This is a genomic window from Phaeocystidibacter marisrubri, assembly GCF_008933165.1.
GTDB classification, from domain to species: Bacteria; Bacteroidota; Bacteroidia; order Flavobacteriales; family Schleiferiaceae; genus Phaeocystidibacter; species Phaeocystidibacter marisrubri.
Genome location: NZ_WBVQ01000007.1, coordinates 1 through 1515, shown reverse-complemented (window position 1 = coordinate 1515; position 1515 = coordinate 1). Strand labels below are relative to the sequence as shown.

The 1515-nt window shown below is 41.8% G+C and carries 3 protein-coding genes; all 3 read left to right on the top strand.

Annotated elements, in window-relative coordinates:
• Window positions 1–214 (top strand): hypothetical protein (locus F8C82_RS14925; RefSeq protein WP_223279619.1); only part of this gene is annotated, 214 nt, incomplete at its 5' end.
• A 248-nt stretch (window positions 215–462) separates the two neighbouring features.
• Window positions 463–981, top strand: coding sequence for a hypothetical protein (locus F8C82_RS14635; RefSeq protein WP_151694373.1), 519 nt, complete (start codon window positions 463–465; stop codon window positions 979–981).
• A 290-nt stretch (window positions 982–1271) separates the two neighbouring features.
• Window positions 1272–1514, top strand: a complete 243-nt coding sequence (locus F8C82_RS14630; RefSeq protein ID WP_151694372.1) for a hypothetical protein — start codon at window positions 1272–1274, stop codon at window positions 1512–1514.
• Window position 1515 lies beyond the last annotated feature (1 nt).

Sequence of the window (1515 nt, the reverse complement as noted above, 5' to 3'; positions counted from 1 at the left end):
CCTTCAAGAGAAGGATCGGAAACGATCGCTCTCAAAAGCACAAAGAACGACCCGGAATAAAACGAGACTCTTCCGACTGGAGGCTAAAAAATGGCTTTTGGATCCAACCGGTCAAGGTTACAAGGAGCTATTGAAGAAAACACAAAGGCTCTGGCCAGAATTTATTCCTGAATTGCTCCAGTACAAATCCGAGCGTTTGACCGACGTCAATTGACACTCATCATTAATACCACTGTAGAACATGAAAAATCAAACCAAACAAGCATTCATTGCGGCCATTGTGGGAATGATTCTAATCCTCACATCGAGCTTACACATTCTAGCATTACCCAATGGTAATCTTGTAGATATACTCGATTCAAAACTTTTCTGGGCAGGTTGGGCAATAGTCCACTTTTCTGGGGTGGTATTAGGAATAGCATTCCTGATATCATGGGTGAAGGACTTAAAAAGAAGACAGAAATGAAACGACAAATCCCCATCCCTACCCACCACGCGAACGGTGAGCCAACGCATTGGCCTGAGATGATCTTGACCACTTGTAAGAGAAAAGGATTAGGAGGCGATTGGATTGATATTATTCGTCCGGATAAAATCGACCAAAGAGGAGTCTGCAATGAGAAGTATGACTTAAAGATCCACCATATCGTACCTGCAGACTTCGAGTGTGATCCTGGAGACGATATCGAATTCCTAGCCGTGACTCCAGAGGGAGAGAAATTTCCATTCGCCCCACTTGTGAAGTGCACCAGTAATCAGCATCTACATATTCAATACGGGATTTGGACTAGGAGGTACAGACCGTGGATAGATCACTCAATGCTTTTTTCAGAGCTCAGTGGTTTGAGAGCGACATCGAAAGAGTTAGAGTTTGCTAAAAATGAAGGATTTGAGTCGATGGAAGAGTTGGCTAATGTCCATTTAGCATCAATGAATCCATTTAGAGGAAGGCTCATCCACTGGACAAATAAACTCTACTAACTAAACATATCAGCAATTATGAGTATCAATGAAATTCTACATTTTTTCCACAAGACAGATGCTAATTATGTGCTGTGTGAGTACATGTGTTTAGACCGCAAAGTGATGGTTGCCGGTGGAAGTAGAAAGTTGTTTGAAACAAAGCTCAAGCGATTCCCAGAACTAGACAGAGATAGGCATACAAGGGTTGTGAAGCTCACAAAATGTAACATCTCTGAGTATGTAGCGAATAAATCCTGCATAAGAATATAACCCCACACCGCAGGGGATAAAAACTAATCTCAAAAATTATGATTTGTTACGCTCCTTTCAATTTCACATCCGATAGTCCTAAATCTGGTATTGAAACTCAGATAATCGACTTTTTGGAGAAGAACCCAAATTCAGACGCTCATACCATTGCTGCGTCAATTGACTATTCCTACGCTAGTGTTTCAGCTAAAATGAGCTATTTGAAGCGGCTTGGCGTGGTAAGGGTTGTAGATACAGTTAAGGTTCAATTCGGTAGAAGTAGAAACCTATGGGCGCTATGAG